Annotated in this window: 17 protein-coding genes; 5 read left to right on the top strand and 12 right to left on the bottom strand. The window is 71.5% G+C overall.

Going from position 1 to position 21,704, the window contains the following annotated elements; all coding sequences use genetic code 11:
- The first annotated feature begins 41 nt into the window (after positions 1-41).
- Together OG792_RS21495 and OG792_RS21490 are read left to right on the top strand one after the other, a co-directional pair.
- A complete protein-coding gene (locus tag OG792_RS21495) occupies positions 42-1,757 on the top strand; it encodes a bifunctional 3'-5' exonuclease/DNA polymerase (RefSeq protein WP_329101599.1) in 1,716 nt (571 codons plus the stop codon).
- A 119-nt stretch (positions 1,758-1,876) separates the two neighbouring features.
- Complete coding sequence (locus OG792_RS21490) at positions 1,877-2,476, top strand: nucleotidyltransferase family protein (protein ID WP_329111355.1); 600 nt, start codon at positions 1,877-1,879, stop codon at positions 2,474-2,476.
- Between the two features lie 112 nt (positions 2,477-2,588).
- On the opposite strand, the gene OG792_RS21485 is transcribed toward OG792_RS21490, so the two are convergent.
- From OG792_RS21485 to OG792_RS21470, 4 genes are all read right to left on the bottom strand, one after another.
- Positions 2,589-3,398 carry a metal-dependent hydrolase gene (locus OG792_RS21485; RefSeq protein WP_329101597.1) on the bottom strand — a complete coding sequence of 270 codons (810 nt, stop codon included), beginning with the start codon at positions 3,396-3,398 and terminating at the stop codon, positions 2,589-2,591.
- A gap of 150 nt (positions 3,399-3,548) precedes the next feature.
- Positions 3,549-5,201, bottom strand: a complete 1,653-nt coding sequence (locus tag OG792_RS21480) for a serine/threonine-protein kinase (protein ID WP_329101595.1) — start codon at positions 5,199-5,201, stop codon at positions 3,549-3,551.
- Between the two features lie 138 nt (positions 5,202-5,339).
- Positions 5,340-6,659 carry a glycosyltransferase family 4 protein gene (locus tag OG792_RS21475; RefSeq protein ID WP_329101593.1) on the bottom strand — a complete coding sequence of 440 codons (1,320 nt, stop codon included), beginning with the start codon at positions 6,657-6,659 and terminating at the stop codon, positions 5,340-5,342.
- A 281-nt stretch (positions 6,660-6,940) separates the two neighbouring features.
- A complete protein-coding gene (locus OG792_RS21470; protein ID WP_329101591.1) occupies positions 6,941-8,875 on the bottom strand; it encodes an amylo-alpha-1,6-glucosidase in 1,935 nt (644 codons plus the stop codon).
- 53 nt (positions 8,876-8,928) lie between these two features.
- On the opposite strand from OG792_RS21470, the gene OG792_RS21465 reads away from it, so the two are divergent.
- Positions 8,929-11,664 carry an MGH1-like glycoside hydrolase domain-containing protein gene (locus OG792_RS21465; RefSeq protein ID WP_329101588.1) on the top strand — a complete coding sequence of 912 codons (2,736 nt, stop codon included), beginning with the start codon at positions 8,929-8,931 and terminating at the stop codon, positions 11,662-11,664.
- Between the two features lie 63 nt (positions 11,665-11,727).
- Here OG792_RS21465 and OG792_RS21460 read toward each other — a convergent pair whose 3' ends face one another.
- The 3 genes from OG792_RS21460 to pdhA are packed head-to-tail and all read right to left on the bottom strand — an operon-like array spanning position 11,728 to position 15,382.
- Positions 11,728-13,116, bottom strand: coding sequence for a dihydrolipoamide acetyltransferase family protein (locus OG792_RS21460; RefSeq protein WP_329101585.1), 1,389 nt, complete (start codon positions 13,114-13,116; stop codon positions 11,728-11,730).
- Entirely contained in the window at positions 13,113-14,135 is a 1,023-nt protein-coding gene (locus OG792_RS21455) for an alpha-ketoacid dehydrogenase subunit beta (protein WP_329101583.1), read from the bottom strand. The genes OG792_RS21460 and OG792_RS21455 overlap by 4 nt, the downstream gene beginning before the upstream one ends.
- Positions 14,135-15,382, bottom strand: a complete 1,248-nt coding sequence (gene pdhA / locus OG792_RS21450; protein ID WP_329111353.1) for a pyruvate dehydrogenase (acetyl-transferring) E1 component subunit alpha — start codon at positions 15,380-15,382, stop codon at positions 14,135-14,137. The genes OG792_RS21455 and pdhA overlap by 1 nt, the downstream gene beginning before the upstream one ends.
- 72 nt (positions 15,383-15,454) lie before the next feature.
- On the opposite strand from pdhA, the gene OG792_RS21445 reads away from it, so the two are divergent.
- The gene (locus tag OG792_RS21445) at positions 15,455-15,961 is read left to right on the top strand and encodes an Lrp/AsnC family transcriptional regulator (protein WP_329101582.1); all 507 of its coding nucleotides are present in this window, start codon (positions 15,455-15,457) and stop codon (positions 15,959-15,961) included.
- A 22-nt stretch (positions 15,962-15,983) separates the two neighbouring features.
- Here the strand turns inward: OG792_RS21445 and OG792_RS21440 are convergent, their stop codons facing one another.
- The 4 genes from OG792_RS21440 to OG792_RS21425 form a co-directional block, all read right to left on the bottom strand.
- Positions 15,984-16,595 carry a DUF4291 domain-containing protein gene (locus tag OG792_RS21440; RefSeq protein WP_329101580.1) on the bottom strand — a complete coding sequence of 204 codons (612 nt, stop codon included), beginning with the start codon at positions 16,593-16,595 and terminating at the stop codon, positions 15,984-15,986.
- A gap of 106 nt (positions 16,596-16,701) precedes the next feature.
- The gene (locus OG792_RS21435) at positions 16,702-17,700 is read right to left on the bottom strand and encodes a HoxN/HupN/NixA family nickel/cobalt transporter (RefSeq protein ID WP_329101576.1); all 999 of its coding nucleotides are present in this window, start codon (positions 17,698-17,700) and stop codon (positions 16,702-16,704) included.
- Complete coding sequence (locus tag OG792_RS21430) at positions 17,697-18,374, bottom strand: hypothetical protein (RefSeq protein ID WP_329101574.1); 678 nt, start codon at positions 18,372-18,374, stop codon at positions 17,697-17,699. The genes OG792_RS21435 and OG792_RS21430 overlap by 4 nt, the downstream gene beginning before the upstream one ends.
- Positions 18,375-18,441: 67 nt before the next feature.
- Positions 18,442-20,115, bottom strand: a complete 1,674-nt coding sequence (locus OG792_RS21425) for a metallophosphoesterase family protein (RefSeq protein ID WP_329101572.1) — start codon at positions 20,113-20,115, stop codon at positions 18,442-18,444.
- Between the two features lie 255 nt (positions 20,116-20,370).
- Between OG792_RS21425 and OG792_RS21420 the strand changes: the two genes are divergently transcribed.
- Positions 20,371-20,874: a hypothetical protein gene (locus OG792_RS21420; protein WP_329101570.1), complete on the top strand. Its 504-nt coding sequence runs from the start codon at positions 20,371-20,373 to the stop codon at positions 20,872-20,874.
- Between the two features lie 139 nt (positions 20,875-21,013).
- Here the strand turns inward: OG792_RS21420 and OG792_RS21415 are convergent, their stop codons facing one another.
- On the bottom strand, positions 21,014-21,586 hold the full coding sequence (locus OG792_RS21415) for a snapalysin family zinc-dependent metalloprotease (RefSeq protein WP_329101568.1): 573 nt from the start codon (positions 21,584-21,586) through the stop codon (positions 21,014-21,016).
- Positions 21,587-21,704 lie beyond the last annotated feature (118 nt).

Here is a 21,704-nt window from a genome sequence, read left to right as displayed (position 1 = left end):
GCCGTTACCCACGTCGCACTGCCCGGCCCAGCCGACCGAACATGTCGGAGGGGCCGGGCAGAATCGCCTCCGTGCTGGTGGCGGTGATACCCGACGAGGGCGGCGGGGGCGAGTGGCAGCCCCTGCGTGCGGACGGCAGCCCGGCCGGGGCGGCCGAGCCGGTGGCCGACCTGGCCGCCGCGATCGCCGAGCGCGAGGCCGGGGAACGTCCGCGCTGGGTCTGGCCGTCGACCGCCGCGAGCTATCCGGCGCTGCGGCGGGCCGGCGTACGCGTCGACCGCTGTCACGACATCGAGCTGACCGAGGCGCTGCTGCTGGGTCACGCCGGCCGGTGGGGCGAGCCGCGCTCGCTCGCCGCCGCTCGGGCCCGGCTGTCCGGGGCACCGGTGCCCGCCGACCCGGCGCCGAGGGCGGCCACCCCGCCGGGCAACGCACAGGCCGCGCTCTTCGAGCCGGTTTCGCAGACCCCGGCGATGGGCCTGGACGCGCTGGTCGCGGTCTACGCCGACCAGCATGCGCGGATCGAGGCGACCGCCGAACCGGGCCGGTTCCGCCTGCTTGTCGCGGCCGAGTCGGCCGGGGCGCTGATCGCGGTCGAGATGGCCGCCGACGGGCTGCCGTGGCGCGGCGACGTGCACGACGAACTGCTGCTGGAGCTGCTCGGTGAGCCGTCGCCGGTCGGTGGGCCGCCGCGCCGGTTGGTCGAGCTGTCGGCCGGGATCGCCGCGGCGTTCGGGGTCCGGCAGCTGCACGCCGAGTCCCCGGCCGAGGTGCAACGCGCCTTCGCCCGCGCCGGGATCGAGCTGCCGAACACCCGGGCCTGGGTGCTGCGCGGGGTGGACCACCCGGCCGTGCCGCTGCTGTTGGAGTACAAGGAGCTGTACCGGATCTGGACCGCGCACGGCTGGGCCTGGCGGGACACCTGGGTGCACGGCGGGCGGTTCCGGCCGGAGTACGTTCCGGCCGGTGTCGTCTCCGGCCGCTGGGCCACCCGGGGCGGGGGAGCGTTGCAGATCCCCAAGGTGGTCCGGCGGGCGGTGCGGGCCGATCCGGGCTGGCGGTTCGTGGTCGCCGACGCCGGCCAGCTGGAGCCGAGGGTGCTTGCCGCGGTCTCCGGTGACGCCCGGCTGGCCGCCGCCGGTGGCGCCGGTGACCTCTACGCCGCGCTGGCCCAGGACTCGTTCGACGGTGACCGGGCCAGGGCGAAGCTCGCCCTGCTCGGCGCCATGTACGGCCAGACCGGTGGGTCCGCCATCCCGGCGTTGGCGGTGCTGCGGCGCAGCTACCCGACCGCCTTCGAGTATGTGGAGAGCGCGGCGCGCACCGGGGAGGCGGGTGGGCTGGTGCGGTCGTGGCTCGGCCGGACCTGCCCGCCGTCGTCGATCGGGCTGCGCGAGGACGGCGAGGGCGCGGACTTCGAGGTGCGGGCCGAGGCCGACCCGTTCGGCCCCCGGGCCCGGGCCGCCGCCCGCTCGCGGGGCCGGTTCACCCGCAACTTCGTCATCCAGGCGACCGCCGCCGAGTGGGCGCTGACCCTGCTCGCGATCCTGCGTGGGGGGCTCGCCGGCACCGCCGCCCAACTGGTCTTCTTCCAGCATGACGAGGTGCTGGTGCACTGTCCCGAGGAGCAGGCGGCCGAGGTGGTGGAGCTGGTCCGGGCGGCGTCGGACCGGGCCGGGCGGTTGCTGTTCGGGGACACCCGGGTCCGCTTCCCGGTCGACGTTTCGGTGGTTGATTGCTACGCTGACGCGGCGTAGTTCCGAATTTGCCCTTTTGGTGCCGATACCTCAGCCCGAGCCGGTCGTTGGGCCCGGTGTGCGTACGACGTCGTCGTAGGCCGGGTGGAAGGGTGACGCAGCTGAGTCGGATCGCAGGAATGATCATCGCCGCGGGCGGGGGACGCCGGATCGGTGGCCCGGAGGCGTTGCTGCACCAGGGTGAGCGGCCGCTGGTGAATCAGGTGCTCGACAGCGTACGGGACGCCGGGTGCGACCCGGTCGTGGTCGTGCTCGGTGCCGCCGCCGACCAGGTACGCGCAACCGCCGACCTGTCCGACGCGACGGTCGTGGTGAACCGGTCCTGGGGGACCGGGATCGGCTCCTCGATGCGGATGGGGCTGGACGCCCTGACCGCCCCGGACATCGAGGCGGTGGTGGTGGTGCCGGTGGACATGCCCGGCCTGACCAGCGCGGCGATCCGCCGGGTGACCGCGTTGCCCTATCCGGACGTGCTGGTCTGCGCCACCTACGCGGGGCTGCGCGGCTATCCGATGCTCTTCGGCCGGCGGCATTGGGCCGGGATCGCCACCCTGGCCAACGCCGACGTCGGCGCCCGGCCGTACCTGCTCGCGCACAAGCACCAGATCGTCGACATCGCCTGCGACGCGGTCGCCGACGGGAGCAGGGTGGACTCGCCCGAGTTGATGGCGCACTGGGGGCTGACCGTACCGGTGCCGGCCCAGCGGGTCGCGGTCTGACCCGTACCGAAGTCGAGCGGTCTGACCCGTACCGACGCCGGTCGGTCCGACCCGGACCGACCGGAGCGGTCCGATCAGGACCGCTCCACGTCGGGACCGAGGCGGGTTCGGGTCAGACCTCGATGTTGAACCGGGACAGCACCGTCGGCGCGACCAGACCCAGGGCGGCCAGCAGCGACACCACCGTGAAGGCGGTACGCAGCACCACCGTCTCGACCTTGCCGCCGACCTCGACCGCGATCTTGTTCGGCAGGCCGATCATCCACCACATCCGCCGCTTGATCGGGATCGGCCAGAGGATCGGTACGCCCGCGCTGGTGATGAAATCGCCCATGATGTGGACGAAGCAGCCGACGCCGACCGCCAACCCGATCATGGGATAGCCCCGGTCACCGGGCAGGTGCAGGAAGGTGAAGTACGCCGCCGCCGCCGACACCAGGGTCACGATCACCCAGCCGGCCTTCTTGGCCCACTCGTCGAACAGTCCGCGCAGCGCCAGCCCGATCATGAAGAACAGGATGCCGATGACGGCCCACTTGCCGTACGCGGTGCACAGGGCGGTGGTGCCCCAGCCGACCAGGAAGGTGAACGGCAGCGTGTGGGTCAGCGTACGGTGCCCGTTCTTGCGATCGGGGTCCTTGCTCAGCTTGGTGGCATGGTAGACACCGAGTGAGATCTTCTCCATCACCTCGGCGAAGAAGAGCGACACCACGCCGAAGGTGCGGGCCACCGTCGCGCCACCCTGGTTGCGGGTGACCTTGCCGGACATGTCGAGGTCGGGGAAGAGCGCCCCGCCGGCACAGACCGCGGTGCCGACCGCGATCGCCAGCGGCGACTGCTCGTAGTCGGCGAACTGGTACAACCCCCAGGAACCGGCGAGCCAGACGGCGGCGCCGGACAGTGCATGGGACGGTCCCATCATGATGTGCGTCCTCCCCAGGATCACCCCACGTAGCGCGATCACTTTGCCAAACGCGACGTCCACAGGCAATCACCGGGACCCGGCAATCTGTCGACAACGTCGGGATGACGACGCGGGACCGGTCCAACTTGACCGGTGGGGCGGGACCGGCTACCCGGCCGGGCGGAAACTGAGCCGCAGCATCGGCAGGTAGACCCGATTGACCTGCCAGTCGAACTCGGGCGTCAGCCAGGCGATGGTGTACGCGCGCGACGGCGAGGTGTGGAACAGCATCCGGTTGGTGTGCACCTGCTTGCCGGCGGCGTTGGTCCATCGACACTCCCACTCGGCCCCACCCCCGTGGAAGTCGAGCGGTCCGATGTTGACCAGGGAGTAACCGGGCAGCGCGCCCCGGTCGGTGAGCCGCGCCTCCTCCGCCCGCCAGTACGCCTGCGCGTCCGAGGTCGGATCGGTGGACGGGTCCACACTGAGCACCCGTGGGCCGTCCGGTTCCTGGAAGCAGACCACCGGCCCGTCGTTGAAGACCCGCCAGCCGATCGGGGCCGCGATCCGGAACCCGGACGGGTCGCCGTACCAGGTCCAGCCCGGCACCAGCGCGTACCGTTCACCGGACGGCGGTGGGCCCTCGGTGACCCGGGTGGTGACGTCGGACCGCGCCGAGCAGGGAAACGCCGGTGCCGGTGGTGGCGGTGACGGGGGAGTCGGGCTCGCACCCGGCACGACCGCGCTCATCCGGTCCGCGTCCTGTCTGGCCTGCACGGTCAGTGCGGTACCCAGGGCGGCGAGCAGGACCAGGCCGGCGGTGACGGCGGTCGCCGCCCGCCAGCCGGGCCGACGCCGTACGCCGGGCGGGGTGCTGAAGGCGATGCTGGTGGCCGAGCCGGCCGATGGTGGTGTCTCCACCGGCACGACCGGTGCCGCCGGTGCCGGCTCGCGGGCGGGTTCGGGGCGACGCGGGCGGGCGAGCGGGTGGCGCGGCGTCCTCGGCCCGGCGTCGGTGATCCGGCGCAGCAGGCGGTCGACCTCGTCGGCGGTGAGCCGCTGCCGGGGGTCGCGGCGGAGCAGGCCGTTCAGCACCGGACGGAGTGGACCGGCCCGCCGCGCCCGGTCCGGTGGGGCCACCGCCAGTGCGGTCAGGGTCGCCATCGCGGTCGAACGGGCGTACGGCGAGCGGCCCTCCACCGCGGCGTAGAGGGTGGCGCCCAGGGACCAGAGGTCGGCCTCGACGCTGGACCTGCCCTCGGCGGCGCGCTCCGGTGCGACGTACTGCGGGGAGCCGAGCACGATGCCGGCCCGGGTCATCGCGCCGTCGCCACCGTCGACGGTGGCCAGTCCGAAGTCGGTGAGCACCACCCGGCCCTCGTCGGAGATGAGCACGTTGTGCGGCTTGACGTCGCGGTGCAGCACCCCGGCGTGGTGCGCGGCCCGCAGCGCGGCCAGCACCTCCCGGCCGATCTCGGCGGCGCGCAGCGGCGGGAACGGTCCCTCGGTCTGGAGCACCTCCTGCACCGACCGGGACGCGACGTACTCCATCACTATCCACGGGGTGTCGCCGGTGTGGATGACGTCGTAGACGCGTACGACGTTGGGGTGGTTCAGTCGGGCGGCCGTGCGCGCCTCCCGGAGCGTGCGTCTGCGCAGGTCCTCGCGTTCGGACTCGGTCATCCAGTCCGGTGGCACGATCTCCTTGACCGCCACGTCCCGGTGCAGCATCTCGTCGCGGGCGAGCCAGACCCGACCCATCCCGCCCCGGCCGACGGTGTGCAGCAGGCGGTAGCGCCCAGCGATAAGCACCTGCTGCACGTCACGATCCCCCATCCGCCACCCGCCGTAAACGATAGCCAGCCGTGGGGCGGTTGGACATCCTCCGGACCAGTGAACCGACCGCCGGTCAGCGGATTGTCGCTGGTGGACGGGGGTGCGACCGGGCGGGGGGTGGGCTCAGCAGGCGGCTCCGTTGAGGGCGAGCAGGTTGCCCTCGGGGACCACCATCCGTCGGGGAACCTCGACCGGTCGGCCGGCGGTGGCGCCCGCCTCGCGTACGGCGCTCGCGTAGGTGGCGGCGGTCCGGGCAGCGATCGCCGACCAGCCGTACCGTTCGCTGACCATGGTCCGGGCCCGCCGGGCCACCCGGCGGGCGAAGACCCCGTCGGCGAGCAGGGTGTCGACGGCGCCGGCCAGTGCCTCCGGGTCGCTGTGCGGGAAGGTCACGCCGGTGACGCCGGGTTCGACGATCTCGGCCAGCCCGCCGGTGGCGGCGACGGCGAGCGGGGCACCGGCCGCGGCGGCCTCCAGCGCCACCATGCCGAACGGTTCGTAGAGGCTGGGCACCACGGTCGCGTCGGTGGCACCGAGCACCGCCGGCAGTTGGCTCTCGTTCATGAAGCCGACGAAGTTGACCGCCTGGTCGAGCCGGAGCCGGTCCGCCTCGTGCTGCAACTCGTTCCGGTACGGTCCGTCGCCGGCGATCACCAGGCGCAGTCCGGGGTGCCGCTCGCGCAGCCGGGGGATGGCGTGCACCAGGTGCTGGACGCCCTTCTCGTAGACCAGCCGGCCGGCGAATCCGATCAGCGGCCCGTCCCCGGCGAACCTGGCCCGAGCCGAGGCGACCGCCCTCGGCTTGGCGTGCCAGGCCCGGTCGTCCACCCCGTTGGGTACGACGTCGATTTGGGTGGTGGGGAGGTTGAAGAGGTTGTTGACCTGGTCGCGCATGTAGCCGGAGCAGGTGATGACGCGGTCGGATTCGTGGCTGAGCCACCATTCCATGGAGTGGATGGAGCGGTTCATGTCGCCGGGGAGCCAGCCTTGGTGTCGGCCGGCTTCGGTGGCGTGGATGGTGGTGACGAGGGGGATGTCGAGGTGTTCTTTGAGGTTGATGGCGGTGTGGGCGACGAGCCAGTCGTGGGCGTGGATGACGTCGTAGCCGGTGCTGGTGTTGTTGGCGCGGAGGGCGGCGCGGGTGAGGGTGTGGTTGAAGGCCATGGTCCAGGCGAGGAGGGAGTCGGTGGCGAGGGGGAAGGTGACGGGGTCTTCGGGGGCGCGGATGATGCGGACGCCGTCGGCGTATTCCTCGTAGGGGGTGTTGTCGGCGTGGCGGGTGATGACGGTGACGTCGTGGCCGGCGGCGGCGAGGGCGACGGAGAGGGCGTGGACGTGTCGGCCGAGTCCGCCGACGAGGACGGGTGGGTATTCCCAGGAGAGCATCAGAATCCGCTGCCGACGAGCCGACCGGATGTCTATTACCTCGGCGTTCGGTGACATGGACCGGCCCTCCAAGTCTGTTTGAGTGCATGCGCCAGTAGGCACCTGAGCGGGTGCCACGACGCGTCCTTTGGGTTGGCCCAATCCTGCCGGTACGGAGATAACCAGCGAAGACGCGGCCGTTGCCGTCATGTAACGGCGGTCGGTCAGTTTTGTCCAGCGCACGAATCGGGTTTTGCTTCGAGGTACGAAATATGTGCGTAGCGACGTGGAAGATGCGTGTCGACCGGAAGACGCGGGCGTAACTGTCGGGTGACGTGGTGTGTAACTAAGCGGTGCGGTCAGTCTCGGCGGATCCGCAGCACCTCGGCCACCGACCAGGCCTGGAACGGGCAGCCGGTGGCGGTGTGCGGTGCGAGGCCGTCCGCCGTCTCACTGACCGAGCCTAGGCCAAACTCGGGCAAATGTGAATCTATGCCGATCAACATGTCATCAGTTGGCATACCCGCGCGACGGGCGGCGTCCACGTACGGGCCGAGCAGCCACGGCCAGACCGTGCCCTGGTGGTAGGCCCCGTCCCGCTCGGCCGGTCCACCCCGGTGCCGGCCGAGGAAGCCGGGCCCGTCCGGGGCCAGACTGCGCGGGCCGAGCGGGGTCAGCAGCGCCGCCCCGAGCAGCCGCAGCGTCGCCGGGTCCGGTTCGAGCGGCGCGTACGGCAGCGACCAGGCCAGCAGTTGGTTGGGCCGGACCAGGTCGTCGTCGTGCTGGGTGGCACCGCCCAGCGGGTACGTCGGCGCGGGTGCGTCGACCACGTCGTAGAGCCAGCCGGCCGGGGTCGGGAACCGGTCCCGGAACGAGGCCAGCGCCCGGCTGTGGGCCCGTGGTGCCGCCCCCGGATCCCCGCCGACCAGACCGGCCAGCTCACCGACGGCGGCCAGCGCGTTGATCCAGAGCGCGTTCACCTCGACCGGCTTGCCCGCCCGAGGGGTCACCGCGATGCCGTACACCCGGGCGTCCATCCAGGTCAGCGCCTCACCGGTGGCACCCTGGGTGAGTAGCCCGTCGACCGGGTCGACACCGATGCCGTACCGGGTGCCGGCGAGGTGGCCGTCGACCACCGCGCGCAGCGCCGGCAGCAGCTCGTCGGCGAGGTCGGTGTCCGAGGTCAGCTCCACGTGCCGGGCCACCGCGTGCAGGAACCACAGCGTGGCGTCGGCGGTGTTGTACTCCACCCGACCGGTGTCGGCGGTGTTCGCCAGCATTCCCTCCGAGAGCGTCGCCGCGTACGACCGCAGCAGTTCGCGTCCCTCGTCGGCCCGCCCGGTGTGCAGGAACAGCCCCTCGTACGCGGTCATCGTGTCCCGCGACCAGGCGCCGAACCACGGGTACCCGGCCACCACGTCCGGCCCGTTGGCGGTCTGGACCACGAACGCGTCGGCGGCCAACGCCAGGGTCGCGTCGACCGGGTCGGCCGGCTTGGCCGCCGCCACCACGGCACGGTTGCGCCGCCGGGCCTCGGTGACGATCTCCGTCGCGGGCGGCGGCTGCTCGCCCAGCTCGCCCGCCCAGGCGAGCACCGACACCGTGTCGCCGGGGCCGAACAGCTCGGCGGAGAAGGTGCCGGCGTGCCAGAGGTCCTCCTCCGGGTGCAGTCCCCGGACGGCCTCCTCACGGTGGTGTACGCCGTGCCACCACTGCCCGGCCGGCTGCCAACCCGGCCCGGACAGCCGGTACGCCCCCTCGACGACCGCCCCGTCGGCGACCTGTTCGGTCCGGGGCGCGGGTCCGTCCGCCCGCCGTTCGCCGTGCGCGTCGCGCCAGGTGCAGGCGGCGGCCAGGTTCAGCCGTACCGGGCCACCGGAGATCAGCCGGTGCACGACCGCGACGCAGGACCGCCCGTACGTCATGGCCAGCTCGCGTTCGATCACCAGGTCGCCGACCCGCCACCGCCACCGGGGCAGCCCGTCGACCAGGTCGAAGCGTTCCAGCAGCTCGAAGCCGCGCGGGTCGACCACGCCGGACTGCCACTCGTGGGTGGCCAGCCGGACCTGGGCGCCGGTCGGGAAGGTGATCGCCGCGTCCAGGCTGGCCAGGCCGAGTCGCCGGCTGGCCGGGGTGTCCCCGGCGACCACCAGCAGCCCGTGGTAGCGCCGGGTACGCAGTCCACTGACGGTGCCCATGGCGTATCCGCCGCGGCCGTCCGGCACCAGCCATTCCCGGCTGGCACCCGTGCTCAGCTGGCCGCAGACCTGCGGACCGAAGCCGATCTCGATCAATCTTCCTCCCGAGAGACGCCCCACGAGGGTGCCTGTAACACGCCCCAGGAACAATGACGAGTGTGGTCAAGTTCGTGCGAGGGATCTTCCAGCGGAAGATCGACAAGGTGGAGGTGATCAGCGACGTGCCGGCCGCCGCAGAACCGGGCAACGACGCGGAGCGGGCCCGGTTGGCCCAGGCCGACTCGGGGGAGCAGCCCTGGCGACAATGGGGTCCCTATCTGTCGGAGCGGGCCTGGGGAACGGTACGCGAGGACTACAGCGAGCACGGTACGGCGTGGGACTACTTTCCGCACGATCATGCGCGCTCCCGTGCCTACCGGTGGAACGAGGACGGCATGGCCGGCGTCTGCGACGACCGGCAGACGTTCTGCTTCGCCCTCGCGCTGTGGAACGGCGCTGATCCTATCCTCAAGGAACGGATGTTCGGGCTCGGCAGCGACGGCGGAAACCACGGCGAGGACGTCAAGGAATACTGGTGGTACCAGGACTCCACGCCGACCCACTCCTTCATGCGCTGGCGCTACCACTACCCGCAGGCGCGCTATCCGTACGACGACCTGGTCTCGGTCAACGGCCTGCGCGGTCGGGACGAAACCGAGTACGAACTGGTCGACACCGGTATTTTCGACGACGACCGTTACTGGGCGGTGACCGTCGACTACGCCAAGGCGTCGCCGACCGACATGTGCGTCCTGATCACCGTGGCGAACCGTGGTGACCGGGCGGCCCAGTTGCACGTGTTACCCACCCTGTGGTTCCGCAACACCTGGTCCTGGGGACTGCCCGGCCGCGACGCCGTACCGACCATCACCGGCGCCGACGCCCGGCTGGTCGGCCAGCACGGCATCCTCGGCCAGCTCGTGCTCCAGGGCGACGGCGACCCGACCGCGCTGTTCTGCGACAACGAGACCAACGCCGAGCGGCTCTGGGACCTGCCCGGCCGCAGCCGCTACCCGAAGGACGGGATCAACGACCACGTGGTTTCCGGCGCGGCCACCGTCAACCCGGCCGGCACCGGCACCAAGGGCGCGTTGCACTACGTGCTCGACGTACCCGCCGGTGGGCAGGCGGAGATCCGGATCCGACTGAGCCTGACCGCCCCGCCGCCGGGCACGGCCCCGGCACCGGAACTCGACCTCGGCGCCGATTTCGCCACCACCCTGGCCGCCCGTCGGGCCGAGGCGGACGACTTCTTCGCCCGGGTCATCCCGGCCGACGTGCCGCCGCACGAGGCCGACGTGGCCCGGCAGGCCATCGCCGGACTGATGTGGGGCAAGCAGTTCTACCACTTCGACGTGCAGCAGTGGCTCGACGGCGACCCCGCCTCGCCGCCGCCGCCGCCCGGTCGCCGCCACGGCCGCAACAGCGCCTGGTGGCACATGAACAGCTTCGACGTCATCTCCATGCCCGACCCCTGGGAATACCCCTGGTACGCGGCCTGGGACCTGGCCTTCCACTGCGTCACCATCGCCCGGGTCGACCCCGGTTTCGCCAAGGCCCAGCTCGTGCTCCTGCTGCGCGAGTGGTACCTGCACCCCAACGGGCAGATCCCGGCGTACGAGTGGGCGTTCGCGGACGTCAACCCGCCGGTGCACGCCTGGGCCGCGCTGCGGGTGTTCGAGATCGACGGCGGACGGGACCACGACTTCCTCGCCCGGGTGATGCACAAGCTGCTGCTGAACTTCACCTGGTGGGTCAACCGCAAGGACATCGACGGCAACAACGTGTTCGAGGGCGGCTTCCTCGGGCTGGACAACGTGGGGCCGTTCGACCGTTCGGCGGCGCTGCCGGTGGCCGGGGTGCTGGAGCAGTCCGACGGCACCGGCTGGATGGCCATGTACGCGCTCAACCTGCTCGACATGGCGCTCGCCCTGGCCCAGCACGACCCCACGTACGCCGACATCGCCACCAAGTTCTTCGAGCACTTCGCGTACATCGCGGCGGCGGCGTACAAGCAGGGGCTCTGGGACGACGAGGACTCGTTCTTCTACGACCAGCTCCGGCTGCCCGACGGCAGCAAGGTCCCGCTGAAGGTCCGCTCGGTGGTCGGCCTGCTGCCGTTGGCCGCCACCACCCGGCTCACCGCGAAGACCCTGCACCGGCTGCCCGAGCTGGCCGCCCGGCTGCGCTGGTTCCTCACCCACAAACCCGAGTACGCCGACGTGCTCGGCGCCCGTCGGCTGGCCCCGGACGGGCGCCAGCAGCGGCTGCTGTCCATGGTCGGCCCGGACCAGATCGTCCGGCTGCTCGCCCGGATGCTCGACGAGGAGGAGTTCCTCTCCCCGTACGGGCTGCGCACGCTGTCCCGGCAGCACCTGGACAAGCCGTTCACGGTGTCGCTGGGTGGGCAGGACTTCACCGTCGGGTACGAGCCGGCCGAGTCGACCAGCGGGCTGTTCGGCGGCAACTCCAACTGGCGCGGCCCGATCTGGATGCCGACCAACTACCTGCTGATCCACGCGCTGCGCGACTACGCCGCGTTCTTCGGCGACGACCTGCTGATCGAGTACCCGACCCGGTCCGGTACCAAGCGCACCCTGGCCGAGATCGCCGACGACCTCTCCAACCGGTTGATCTCGCTGTTCGTGCCGGACGACTGGGGTCGGCGGCCGATCTACGGGGCCTGCGACCTGTTCCAGCGCCACCCGGACTGGCGAGACCTGATCTCGTTCCCGGAGTACTTCCACGGCGACAACGGGGCCGGGCTGGGCGCCTGGCACCAGACCGGCTGGACCGCCCTGGTCGCCGACCTCATCCTCACCACCCGCCGCCCACCGACCGGCTGATCCTCACGTTCGGGCGGTTGCCGCGCCGGCCCCGGATCCGGGGCCGGCGCGTCCGTTCTCCGGTCAGGCGTACGCGATCAGCATCGCCGGCCGCTCGACACAGTCGGCCACGTGCCGCAGGAAGCCCCCGGCCACGCCACCGTCACAGACCCGGTGGTCGAAGGTGAGACTGAGCTGGGTCACCTTGCGCACCGCGAGCGCGCCGTCGACCACCCAGGGCTTGTCGACGATGCGACCGATGCCGAGCAGCGCCGCCTCCGGGTGGTTGATGATCGGCGTCGACCCGTCGACACCGAACACGCCGTAGTTGTTCAACGTGAAGGTGCCACCGGTCAGCCGGGCCGGCGGCAGGGTGCCGGCGCGGGCCGCCGCCGTCGTCTCGGCCAGCGCGGTCGCGAGTTCGCTGGTGGTGAGCTGCTGGGCGTCGCGCAGCACCGGGACGACCAGGCCCCGGTCGGTCTGCGCGGCGATGCCCAGGTGCACCCCGGCGGACTGGATGATCCGCTGGCCCTCGGTGTCGACCCGCGAGTTGAGCTGCGGGTAGTGGCGTAGCCCGCTGAGGCAGATCCGGGCCAGCAGGGCGAGGATGCTGACCGGCTGCTCGGGCCGGGCGGCGTTGATCGCCGCCCGGGTCTCCAGCAGCGCGGTGGCGTCCACGTCGACCCAGATGGTGACCTCGGGGATCTCCCGCCGGCTGCGCGAGAGCTTCTCCGCGATCACCTTCCGGACACCGGTCAACGGGATGATCACGTCCGAGCCGGCGGGAGGGTCGACGGGTCGGGGTGTGTTCGCCGCCTCGGGCCGCGGTGCCACCGGTGCGGGGAGCGCCACGGCGGCCTCGACGTCGGCCCGTCGGATCACCCCGCCGGGTCCGGTGCCGCGCAGCCCGGCCAACTCCAGGCCGTGCTCCCGGGCCAACCGCCGCACGATCGGCGAGAGGACCAGCGGCGCCCCGGCCGCCGGTGCGGCTGCCATAGCCGGAGCGGCGGCCACTGCCTGCCGCTCGGGTGCGGCTGTGGCCGGCTGTTCGGATCCTGGGCGGGACTGCTGGTCGGACGTCAGGCGGGGACGTCGGCGGCGCCGGCCGGAGGTGCCATGCCCGGTGCCGTACCCGATGAGCACATTGCCCGAGCCGGCCCGCTCCTCCTCCCGGTAGCTGGCGTGCGCGGCGGACTCGGCCGGGGCGTCCGCCCCGGCGCCCAGCGCGGCCACGGTGATCAGTGGCTGACCCACCGGGCGCACCTCACCCACCGCGCCGTGCAGGGCGACCACCCGACCCGCGTACGGGCAGGGCACGTCGACAACCGCCTTGGCGGTCTCCACCTCCACCACGCTCTGGTCCACCGTCACCACGTCACCGACCGCTACCCGCCAGGCGACGATCTCCGCCTCGGTGAGCCCCTCGCCCAGATCGGGCAGCAGGAAGACCTGCGCGGCGGCCACGGCACTCATGCCGCACTGCCTTCGAGCGCCGGCAACCAGCGCCGGTCGGGCTGGTCGTCCCACTGGAGCCGGGCCACCGCGTCGAGCACCCGGTCGACGCTCGGCAGGTGGGTGTGCTCCAGCATCGGTGCCGGGTACGGGATGTCCAGTCCGCTGACCCGCAGCACCGGAGCGTGCAGCGAGTGGAAGCAGCGCTCCTGGACCCGGGCGGCGATCTCGGCGCCCACCCCGGCGAAGCCCTGCGCCTCCTGGATCACCACGCACCGCCCGGTACGGCGGACCGACGCGCTGATCGTCTCGTCGTCGAACGGCACGATAGTGCGGCAGTCGATCACCTCCAGGTCCCAGCCCTCCGCGCGGGCGGCCTCGGCGGCCTCCAGCGCCACCGGCACCGACGGCCCGTACGCGATGAGGGTGGCGTCCCGGCCGGGTCGGCGGACCACGGCCCGGCCGAACGGCTCGGCGGCCACCGGCAGGCTGGCCTCGTCACTTGCGAAGTAGAGCTTCTTCGGCTCCATGAACACCACCGGGTCCGGATCGGCGATCGCCTCCCGCAGCAGCGAGTACGCGTCCACGACGGTGGCCGGGGTGACCACCTTCAGCCCCGGCGTGTGCGCGTAGTACGCCTCGCTGGAGTCGCAGTGGTGTTCGACCCCGCCGATGCCACCGGCGTACGGCACCCGGATCACGATCGGCACGCTCAGCGCGCCCCGGGTCCGGTTGCGCAGCTTCGCCACGTGCGAGGCGATCTGTTCGAACGCCGGGTAGGCGAACGCGTCGAACTGCATCTCGACCACCGGCCGCAGCCCGGACATCGCCATCCCGACCGCGAAGCCGACGATGCCGGCCTCGGCCAGCGGGGTGTCGAAGCAGCGTCGGTCCCCGAACCGGGCGAGCAGCCCGTCGGTGATCCGGAAGACGCCGCCGAGCTGGCCGACGTCCTCACCGAAGACCACCACCCGCTCGTCGGCGGCCATCGCGTCGGCCAGCGCCGCGTTCAGCGCCTTCGCCATCGTGGTGCCGGCCATCAGCGTGCCCCCTGCTCGTCGTGTGCGCCCCGCGCGTCTGCGGCCTGCTCGTCGTCTTCGGCCTGCTCGGCGTCCGCGGCCAGTTCGGCGCGGACCTGCTCGCGCTGCTCCACCAGTTGCGGGGTGGGTTCCGCGAAGACGTGGTCGAAGAGGCTGAGCGGGTCGACGGTGGGCTGCACGTTCATCCGGGCCCGCAGGTCGGCCGCGTACGCCTCCGCCTCGGCGGCGACACCCGCCTCGGTCCCGTCGTCCAGGACGCCGAGTTGCCGCAGGTAGGCGGCCAGCCGGGCGATCGGGTCGCGGTCGCGCCAGGCGTCCACCTCGGCGCCGTCGCGGTAACGGCTGGCGTCGTCCGCGTTGGTGTGCGGCTCCATCCGGTACGTGTGCGCCTCGACCAGGAACGGCCCGTTGCCGGCCCGCGCGTGCGCCACCGCCCGGTTCAGTACCGCCAGCACCGCCACCGGGTCGTTCCCGTCGACCTGCTCGCTCGGTACGCCGTACCCGACGCCCTTGTACGCCAGTGACGGCGCGGCGGTCTGCCGGGACAGCGGCACACTGATCGCGTACCGGTTGTTCTGCACGAAGAAGACGACCGGCGCCTTGAACACGGCGGCGAAGTTGACCCCCTCGTGGAAGTCTCCCTCGCTGGTCGCGCCGTCCCCGATGAACGCCAGCGCCACCGTGTCCCGCCCCTGGTACGCCTCGCCGTAGGCGAGTCCCGCGGCGTGCACCGTCTGGGTGGCCAGCGGGGTGCACTGCGGGGCCGTACGCCGGGCGGCCGGGTCGTACCCGCAGTGCCAGTCGCCGCGCAGCAGGGTCAGCACCTCGACCGGGTCGATGTCCCGGGAGACCAGGGCCATCGACTCCCGGTAGGTGGGGAAGACCCAGTCGGTCGGACGGACCGCGAGCATCGCGCCGACCTGGCACGCCTCCTGGCCGCGAGCCGAGGGGTAGACCGCCAGCCGGCCCTGTTTGGTCAGCGTGGTGGCCTGGACGTCGAACCGCCGGCCGATGACCATGCGCCGGTACAGCTCGCGCAGCGCGTCGGCGGGGGGTTCGGGATAGTCGGCCCGTTCGGGCAGCCGGTTGCCCTGGTCGTCGATCATCCGGACCGGCTCGGGACTGGGCAGCAGGGCGCGGGCCGGGTCGGGCGGGGTGGCCGCCCGACGGGTACGCGGGGATGTCCTGCGGACCGCCTGCGGGGTGGTTGTCACGGCGGGGACCTCCTGGACGTGTGGTGCGCCTATGCTCACGCCCTCGGATGATTGACTCAAGATCCTTAGCAAACGCGGGACGATTGGCGACGGAGGCGTACTCGGATGGACCAGGAGGACCAGCAGCAGGGCCCGTTCGGTGCCGGCGCGGGACGATCGGTGCGACCCCTCGACGAGGTCGACCGGCGGATCCTCGACGAACTCGTCCGGGACGGCCGGACCTCGATCCGTACCCTCGCCGAACGCATCCACATCTCCCGGACCAACGCGTACGCGCGGGTCGAGCGGCTGTTGCAGGACGGTGTGATCACCGGCTTCCGAGCACAGGTGGTGCCGGAACGGGCCGGGCTCGGTACGTCCGCGTACATGGCGCTCAAGATCGAGCAGAACAGCTGGCGGGAGGTGTCGGTCGAACTGGGCCGGGTGCGTTACATCGAGCACGCGGCCCTGCTCGGCGGGGACCACGACGTACTGGCGCTGGTCCGGGCGCCGGACAACGCGGCCCTGCGGGACGTGGTGCTCAACCGGGTGCAGGGCATCGCCGGCGTGCTCTCCACCCGTACCTGGCTCGTCTTCGAGGAGTTCGACGGCGCGACGACCCCCTGGGCCTGACCCGGCTCGCCCACCAGGCCGGCTACCCGGTCGTCGCCCCGTCGGCGTCGATGACCGCGCCGACCCGAGCCGGCAGCGGGTACGGGCGCTCGTCGGGCAGCAGCTCGGCCGCCGCCCGCTCGGCACCGTCGCGCAGCAGCGACCGGATCTCGCGTACGACCGGGGTCAGGTCCGTGATCGCGACCGTCCACTCGTCCACGTAGCGGTGGACCGCCTCCCCGGAGAGCCCGACCTGTAGCGACCGGTACGGCAGGGCGCCCAGCCGCAACGACCGCTCGGGATCCCACTGCACCCGTACCGGGCTGGCCTTCAACTGTCGGGACCAGGCGTCCCGGTCGGCGTGCTCGGCGGGGTCGAAGTGACTCAGGCAGGCGCGTGCCAGCGCCCATTCGAAGCCGGCGCGGCTGATCTCGACGGCCAGCACCCGTTCCTGTCCCGGCTTCTCCGCCCACCCGCAGCGGTACATCATCCACAGGAACGACGGCTTGATCCAGGTCATCCGCTCCCGCTTGAACGGGCCGACCAACCGTCCGGCAGCCAGCGCCGGCCCGGCGATCTCCGGCGGATACGCCTGGTAGACGGTGATCGTGTCAGCCGAGTAGCGGGCCCGAATCTGCCGAGCGGAAACAGTCACCGCGACATGCTCCCCCACCCCTCGTTCCCACCGCACCGCAGTTTTCGTGATTCCGAAGAGTTCGGCTCGCGATATCCGGCCGGACTCTTCGAAATCATGCAGGGGATCAGGTGAGCACGGTGAGGGCGGCGGCCAGGTAGAGGCAGCCGCCGATGGCGACCACGACTCCGGCGGCGGCGGGTATCCAGGCGATCACCTTCGCCAGCGGTGACCAGGAGCGGGCCCGGTTGGTCAGCAGCGTGTAGCCCCGGATGGTCAGCACGCCGACGCCGGTCAGGGTGGCGGCCATCCCGATGCCGAACACGATCACCAGGATCACCGCGTCCAGCGCCCGTCCGGTGAGCAGCCCGCTGACCAGCACCAGGAACGCCGACGGTGAAGGGAGCAGCCCACCCGAGAGACCGAGCGCGAGCAGTCCTCGCCGCGACCACGGATCGGTCAGCTCGGCCGGCTCATGGTGATGGTGATGCTCCGACCCGGTCGCCGCCACCGGCTCGGCGGTGATCGTCGCGGTGGCCGTGCCGGACCCCACCTCGACGACCGGCCGACCGTGCTGGTGCGAGTGCTCGGCCGGCTGGACCTGCTCATCCCCGGTCCCGTGTTCGTCACCGGCGCCGGCCGCCGACTCCGAGGCGTGCGAGTGGCCGGGACCGTGCGAGTGGCCGGGACCGTGCGAGTGGCCGGGAGCGTGCCCGTGCCCGTGGGAGTGGCCGTGCGTGTGTGAGTGGCCGTGGCCGCCGCCGCGCAGGTGGCGGTAGGTCAGGTGGACGCCGACGCCGATCACCACCAGCCCGGCGAGCGCCTGGAGCCAGGCGGTGATCGACTTGGTGCCGAGACCGGCGGCCCCGGTCAGACCCACCCAGACCAGGGCGAGAACGAGTACGGAGAAGGTGTGCATCAGCGCGACGATGGCGCCGAGCCGTACCGCGTCCCGATAGCGGCCCCGGGTGCCGACCAGGTACGCCGCCGTCACGCTCTTGCCGTGTCCGGGGGCGACCGCGTGCGCCGCGCCGACGCCGAGCGCCACCAGCAGGGCCAGCCAGAACACCGCCCCGCTGTCGAAGAGCGCGATCAGGTGGTTGTCCAGCCCGTTGATCCAGGTCATGCCGGCTTCCTTCTCGTCCGACGCCGCCGGTTGACCCATACTCCGGCGAGGATGGCCACCGCGGCGATGCCGGTACCGGCGGCGACGGTGCCGACCGCGGCCGGGCGCCCGGAGCCGCCCTCGCCCGTGCCCAACCGGACCCGGTGGCTGCCCTCGGTGGCGGTGAAGAGGGCTTCCGGCGGGGTCATCGGCACGTCGGCGGTCAGAGCCGTGCGGTACGCGGTGTTCAGGTCGGTCAGCGCGCTGACCGTGACGTCCAGGTCGGTGACCGGCTGCGGGCACTCGAAGTCGAGTCGGGCACCCTGCTTGACCAGGCGTTCGAGGGTGTCGAGCCGGCCGGTGCAGGGCTGGCCGGACTGGCTGACGGTGATCCGTTTCAGCAGGTAGTCGCGGACGGCGGGGGAGCGTTGCAGCTTCTTTTCCCCGGTGAGAGCGCCGTCCACCTTGCCCGACGCGGGGTCCTCGAACGCGCCGAGGGACTGGCCGAGGGCCACCCAGTCGTCTTCGGCCGCGAGCCAGGCGATGCTCACTCGCGTACCGTCGGCGCTGATCCGCGCCGTGGCCGGTGGGCCGAACGGGTGGGCGGCGGCCGGGGTGGCCGGGCCGATGACCGCGACCAGCGCGACCAGGGCGCCCAGCAGCGGACCCGCCAGCGCGCGCGTACGGATGGTCACGAAAGCTCCTGTCCGGGCCGGACCGGGTGCGGACCGGCCGACGTGGCCGATCCGCACCCGGGACGGATTACTTGCTGATGGTGATCGCCGGGGTGGTGATCTTCTGGTTCTCGCTCACCAGGTAGACAACCTGGGTGCTGCCCTTCTTGGTGCCCTCCGGCACGGTGAAGGTGTAGTTGAACTGGCCCAGCTCGTCGGCCTTCTTCGACGCGATCAGGACGCCGGGCTTGCCCTCACCGAGGGTGGTCGAGCGCAGGTACACGCTCACCGTCTCGTTCGGGTCGTAGTTGTACGCCTTGACCCCGATCTTCTCGCCCACGGCGACGGTCTTCTGGGCGGTCAGGGCCCGCTCGCCGGTGCTGTTCTCCGGGGTGCGGAACTCGTTGACGGTACGCACACCCGCGTCGTTCTTGCGGATGAGGAAGCCGTCCTGGTGCTCGCCGTTGGCGCTGCGCGCCTCGAACCGGATCGAGTCGCCCTCGACGTCGATCATCTGGTAGAGCTGGATGTTCTCCGACCGGCTGGACAGCTCCGCACCGTTGCCGGTCCAGTTCTCGCCGCCGTTGAGCTCGTACATCTTGCCGCCGGAGACCGACACCACGTAGACGACACCGTTGTGCACGGTGCTCGACTTGCGGGTCGTCGCGACGTTGCCGCGGGCGTACGAGTGGTCGTGGCCCTGGAGCACCAGGTCCACGCCGTACTTCTCCAGCAGCGGGCCCCACTGGTCGCGGACCTGCGGGTTGTTACGGGTGCTCGTGTTCGAGTAGACCGGGTGGTGGAAGGTGACCACGGTCCACTTGTTCGGGTTGTCCTTGAGTACGCCGTCGAGCCACGCGGTCTGCGAGGCCATCAGGGCGGGGACGCTCTGCACGTTGGAGTCCAGGCCGATGAAGCGCACGCCCTGGTAGTCGACGTAGTAGGTGGTCTGCTTCAGCTCCGCGTTGCCCGGACCGTTGTCCGGGTACGGGAACTGCGGCCGCCAGAACCCGGACAGGCCACCGCTGTACTCGTGGTTACCCGGGATCGAGATGTTGTTGACCTGCTGGTTGATGAAGCCGTCGGCCTTGAACCACTGGCCCCACTGCTCGTCGCTGTTGGCGCTGTCGATGAGGTCGCCGGCGTTGACGATCATCTTGGCCTCGGGCCGGTCGGCGAACGCCTGCCGGAAGACCCGGGGAACCGCCGAGTCGATGTAGTTCTGCGCGTCACCGTAGTAGATGAACGAGAACGGGGAGAAGCCCTCGGCCGCGGTGGTGAAGTCGGACCACTCGTTCCAGTTGGTGCCGTCGCCGACCCGGTAGGTGTACCGGGTGTTCGGCTTCAGACCGGAGAACTCGACGGTGTGGTAGCTGGAGGCGTACCCGAGCGAGGTGTTCACCGACGAGTTGGCACTCGCGTTGACGGTGGTCACCGCGCCCGCGGCCGGCGCCACGTCGCCGAGCGCCTTGGGCGCCTCAAGGATCTGGGCCTGGGCCCATTCGGAGGAAGCCTCGGCCCGCCAGGTCACCTTCTGCGAGGTGGCCGGGGTGGTGGTCGGCGTGAGGATCACGCGGTCGGGCATCGGGGAGGGCTTGTGAATCTCGGCCGCCGGGAACTTGGTCGGCGCGGCGTCACCGAACGCCGACGGGCCGAACGCGAAGCCGCCGACGATGAGCGCGGCGGCGCCCACGGCGGCGAGCTTCGCCCGCCGCGAGCCCGTGATCCACGGTCGCTTGTTGTCGTTCAAGGTAGGGGTCACCCCTCAAGAGAAGTGGATTGTCCGCCAGCGGGAGCGCCGCGGACCTCCGCATTGAGTCGGAGTAGGCCGACCACAACCCGACGCCGGGCTTGCTACCAGGTGAACTAAAGATCACCACGACGAAGCCCGGTACGGGCGTCACCTTCCGGTCGCCGGCCGGACAGGTGTGGTCGGCCGCTGGTTCACCGACGCCCGCCTACCATGCGGCGGGGCCCGACCGGTAGCCCGTACCGCCGTCCAGAACAGGCCGCATCGATGACTCTCGCCCTGCCGAATCCCCTGCTGAGGAGCCGTCGTCGCTGGGCCGCGGTGGCCGCCGTCGCGCTGATCGGGGTGTTTCCGAGGGCAGAGCCGCCGCAGCCGATCGCGGTCAAGGGGGACGACTTCATCACCGCGGAGACCACCGGCATCCTCGACATCGAGGGCGGTGAGTGCTTCTCCGACCCGGCGTACCTGGACCGGGCGAACGACGTGGTGGTGCTCTACAAGCCGTGCGAGGAGCGGGCCGACAACGAGTCGTACGGATTCGTGCAGGCCGCCGACGGGGAGTGGCACCGGCCGGCGGTGGCCGCGTACGGCTGGCAGGAGTGTGGTCGGGACTTCGTCCGCCGATGGGGTGGTCAGTCGGAGTCGGGTATGGACTTCTATCCGGTCCTGCCCACCGCGGAGACCTGGGCGGACGGCGACCGGAGCATCATGTGCGTGGTCTACAACCCGGACGGGAAGATCACCCGGAACATGGTGCCGCTGGTGCACTGAGCCGGCCGTCGGTCGGGCCCGTCATAGAGTCGTGCGGCCGGTGACGAACGGGCGACCGGGGGTCGGCGGGATTCGCCGGCCCCCGGTCGTGGTTCCCGCCTCGGGGAGGAGGAGCGGGGAACCAGGTGGGTCGGGAAGGTCAGCCGACCTTGACGGCCGCTGCCGGCCAGCTGTCCTGGAACACCTGGCTGCCGACGTCGGCGCCGATCCGGGTGCCGGCGAAGAGGCTGCTCACCCGGTTCGCCTCGGCGGTGCTCGGGTACGCGTTGGTGCAGCTCGTACCGGCGCTGCCGCCCGACATCAGCAGGGCGCAGTTGCCGTTGTAGTTGTCCGGCAGGCCCAGGATGTGGCCGATCTCGTGCGTCATGATCCGCAGTGGGCTGTACTGCGCGGCCTGCTGGGTGTCGATGTAGACCCGGCCGTTGCCCAGGCTGGTGCGGACGGCGTAGGAGCCGCCGCCGGTGATCTGGTAGATCCGCAGGTTCGACCCGCAGCCGGCGGAGAGGGTGAGGTTGACGGTCGCGTTGTTCCAGATCGTGGCGGCCTGGTTGGCGATGCCGGCGTAGCTGCCGGCCTGGCTGGTGTTGTAGCAGACCGTGGCGTTGATCGACACGTCGGCCGAGGCCGGTGCGCTGGCGATCGTGGCGCCGAGCATGGCGCCCGCCGTCGTCACGAGTGCGACCAGGAGCCGGCTGACTCTTCGTGAGGTCATAGCTCACTCTCCAATGCTTGCCGAGGGGTGCCAGGATCTTAGACATCCAGATCTGTCGATTTCAATATCCCGTTGTGTCCGATGATCTGGTATGCGTACGCGTCCTCGTTGAGCTGCG

It is taken from the genome of Micromonospora sp. NBC_01699, assembly GCF_036250065.1.
Taxonomy (GTDB): Bacteria; Actinomycetota; Actinomycetes; order Mycobacteriales; family Micromonosporaceae; genus Micromonospora_G.
This window is presented reverse-complemented; position numbering and strand designations above follow the sequence as displayed.